The 2,782-nt window shown below is 51.8% G+C and carries 3 protein-coding genes and 1 tRNA gene; 1 reads left to right on the forward strand and 3 read right to left on the reverse strand.

Features of this window, described 5'->3' with window-relative positions:
- Position 1 precedes the first annotated feature (1 nt).
- A tRNA-Val gene (locus NA624_RS16970) sits at positions 2-77 on the reverse strand.
- Between the two features lie 258 nt (positions 78-335).
- On the opposite strand from NA624_RS16970, the gene gltX reads away from it, so the two are divergent.
- Positions 336-1,751 carry a glutamate--tRNA ligase gene (gene gltX, locus NA624_RS16975; protein WP_000695623.1) on the forward strand — a complete coding sequence of 472 codons (1,416 nt, stop codon included), beginning with the start codon at positions 336-338 and terminating at the stop codon, positions 1,749-1,751.
- 53 nt (positions 1,752-1,804) lie between these two features.
- Here gltX and NA624_RS16980 read toward each other — a convergent pair whose 3' ends face one another.
- Together NA624_RS16980 and NA624_RS16985 are read right to left on the reverse strand one after the other, a co-directional pair.
- The gene (locus tag NA624_RS16980) at positions 1,805-2,197 is read right to left on the reverse strand and encodes a MerR family transcriptional regulator (protein ID WP_000826514.1); all 393 of its coding nucleotides are present in this window, start codon (positions 2,195-2,197) and stop codon (positions 1,805-1,807) included.
- A 1-nt stretch (position 2,198) separates the two neighbouring features.
- The gene (locus NA624_RS16985) at positions 2,199-2,561 is read right to left on the reverse strand and encodes a MerR family transcriptional regulator (RefSeq protein ID WP_000472034.1); all 363 of its coding nucleotides are present in this window, start codon (positions 2,559-2,561) and stop codon (positions 2,199-2,201) included.
- Between the last annotated feature and the right edge of the window lie 221 nt (positions 2,562-2,782).

Below are 2,782 nucleotides of genomic sequence, written 5' to 3' on the forward strand. Positions count from 1 at the left end.
GTGGTGGGTGATGACGGGATCGAACCGCCGACCCCCTCCTTGTAAGGGAGGTGCTCTCCCAGCTGAGCTAATCACCCCCGCTGTGTGGAGTCGCATTATAGGGAGAGTTGAAAATGAGTCAACGCATTTTCTAAAGTTTTTGTTTGTTCGTCGTAAAATTAAACAAAACGATCGTGAATTACTCCGCGCTGCATGATTTCTATACGGAAATAGCAAAGCGTAGCGTTCTGACCGGATCAACATTGAGGAATCAAGCCACAGTGATAGAATACAAGGCTATTCATCTTTCCAGGATTTGCCGGTTGTCGGCATCTTTATAAACGTAAGGCCATTTCATGAAAATCAAAACTCGCTTCGCGCCTAGCCCGACAGGTTATCTGCACGTCGGCGGCGCGCGTACTGCTCTTTATTCCTGGCTTTTCGCACGTCACCACGGCGGTGAGTTCGTGCTGCGTATTGAAGACACCGATCTTGAGCGTTCCACGCCGGAAGCCATTGAAGCCATCATGGATGGTATGAACTGGCTGAACCTGGAATGGGACGAAGGCCCATATTTCCAGACCAAACGTTTTGATCGCTATAACGCGGTGATTGACGAGATGCTGGAGGCGGGAACGGCCTATAAATGCTACTGCTCTAAAGAGCGTCTGGAGCAACTGCGTGAAGATCAGATGGCGAAAGGCGAGAAGCCGCGTTATGACGGGCGCTGCCGCCACAGTCACGAACATCATGCCGACGATGAGCCATGCGTGGTGCGCTTTGCTAACCCGCAGGACGGTTCCGTTATTTTTGATGATCAGATCCGTGGGCCGATCGAATTCAGCAATCAGGAGCTGGACGATCTGATCATTCGTCGTACCGACGGTTCGCCGACCTACAACTTCTGTGTGGTGGTGGACGACTGGGATATGGAAATTACCCATGTGATTCGTGGCGAAGACCATATCAACAATACTCCGCGCCAGATTAACATTCTGAAAGCGTTAAACGCGCCGGTGCCGATGTACGCGCATGTGTCGATGATTAACGGCGACGACGGTAAAAAGCTGTCTAAACGTCACGGTGCGGTGAGCGTGATGCAGTATCGCGATGACGGTTATCTGCCGGAAGCGTTGCTGAACTATCTGGTGCGTCTGGGCTGGTCCAGCGGCGATCAGGAAATCTTCACCCGCGAAGAGATGATCAAGCTGTTCTCCCTCGGTGCGGTGAGCAAGTCTGCGAGCGCGTTCAACACCGATAAACTGCTGTGGCTGAACCACCACTATATCAATACGCTGGCGCCGGAATATGTGGCGACGCATTTGCAGTGGCATATCGAGCAGGAAAATATCGACACCCGTAACGGCCCGCAGCTTGCTGAACTGGTGAAGTTGCTGGGCGAACGCTGCAAAACTCTGAAAGAGATGGCGCAGAGCTGCCGCTACTTCTATGAAGACTTCAGCGAGTTTGACGCCGATGCGGCGAAAAAACACCTCCGCCCGGTGGCGCGTCAGCCGCTGGAAGTGGTGCGCGACAAGCTGTCGGCGATTACGGACTGGTCAGCAGAAAACGTCCACCACGCGATTCAGGCCACGGCGGATGAGCTGGAAGTGGGGATGGGTAAAGTAGGGATGCCGCTGCGTGTGGCTGTGACCGGTGCCGGGCAGTCGCCTGCGCTGGATGTCACCGTACATGCGATTGGCAAAACCCGCAGCATTGAGCGCATCAACAAAGCGCTGGGCTTTATCGCCGAGCGTGAAAGCCAGCAGTAACGCCAGCTGAAACAGAATAAACGGCAGGGCAGACGCCTGCCGTTTATTATTTGTTAGTCCGCCTCATTGATACCTAAACGCGTCAGAAATCCGCGAATACCTTCCCGCGATAAAAACAGCGCCAGTTTTTCCTGTTCCTGAGCAGACATATTTTCAACGGCATCAATAATTTGTCGATAAGCGTGACTGTGCGCCGCGTTCGCATATTCTGCGAAAGCCTCTTCCGCCTGATAAAACGCAGGCAGTTTGCGAAAAGCCGGAATATTGAGAATAAACTCCCGCACGCTGGCATCAATATGGATGAGTCTTGCGCGTCCGCCTTTGACGCCGGGAAATTTTTCGGTTTTCCAGTGTTGTTCTCTGATCCAGCGATTGACGGTTTGTCTGGCCACGCCGAGGCATTCAGCCAGCTCTTCAGTGGTCATTTTACTGCGTAATCTTTTCATATTATTTGCTATCGCGTATCCCTAAGCGTTGTAACAAACCGGTAATCCCTTCACGCACGAGGAGAGAGGTAAACTGTTTCTGCTCGGATGAGGTCATCTCTTTGGCGAGCGTCATAAGCAGCGCTTCAAGCGATGCGTTGCTGGCAGGCGTGAATGTGTCTGCGTGATGGTCAACTGAACGTTCAGCGCTGCGGATATATTCACGAACCTGTTCGTTTACATGAACCAGACGGGCTTTACCGCCCTGGACGCCAGGTTTGGGCGATGTTGCCCAGCCTTCTTTCCGTACCCATTTATTGATGGTTTGTCGGCTGTAACCGGTGAGATTAGCGAGTTCTTCTGGCGTCATCCGTTCCTTGAACATAACGATTCCCTGAATAGTCGTGGGGTTAATTAGTGGTTCATTTTATAGCACCATTTTAGTCGAAACCGTGACGTGTTTAACTACTGAATGCGAGTTGTGCCGCAATGTCCTTTATTTGAATGCTTTTTCAGCGATTGAATTCGGCAAGTTCATTTTGCCGTTGACACATGCCGAGGGAATTCATATGATGCCGCCCGTCAACTCGACAAGCTTTACGTAGT

Origin of the sequence: Salmonella sp. NW38, assembly GCF_051807745.1 — a bacterium.
GTDB lineage: Bacteria > Pseudomonadota > Gammaproteobacteria > Enterobacterales > Enterobacteriaceae > Salmonella > Salmonella enterica.

Bases quoted from the DNA above. Each gene is read 5' to 3' on its own strand.
- NA624_RS16985 (WP_000472034.1), bottom strand. From the start codon at position 2,561: ATGTTCAAGGAACGGATGACGCCAGAAGAACTCGCTAATCTCACCGGT.
- gltX (WP_000695623.1), top strand. From the start codon at position 336: ATGAAAATCAAAACTCGCTTCGCGCCTAGCCCGACAGGTTATCTGCAC.
- NA624_RS16980 (WP_000826514.1), bottom strand. From the start codon at position 2,197: ATGAAAAGATTACGCAGTAAAATGACCACTGAAGAGCTGGCTGAATGC.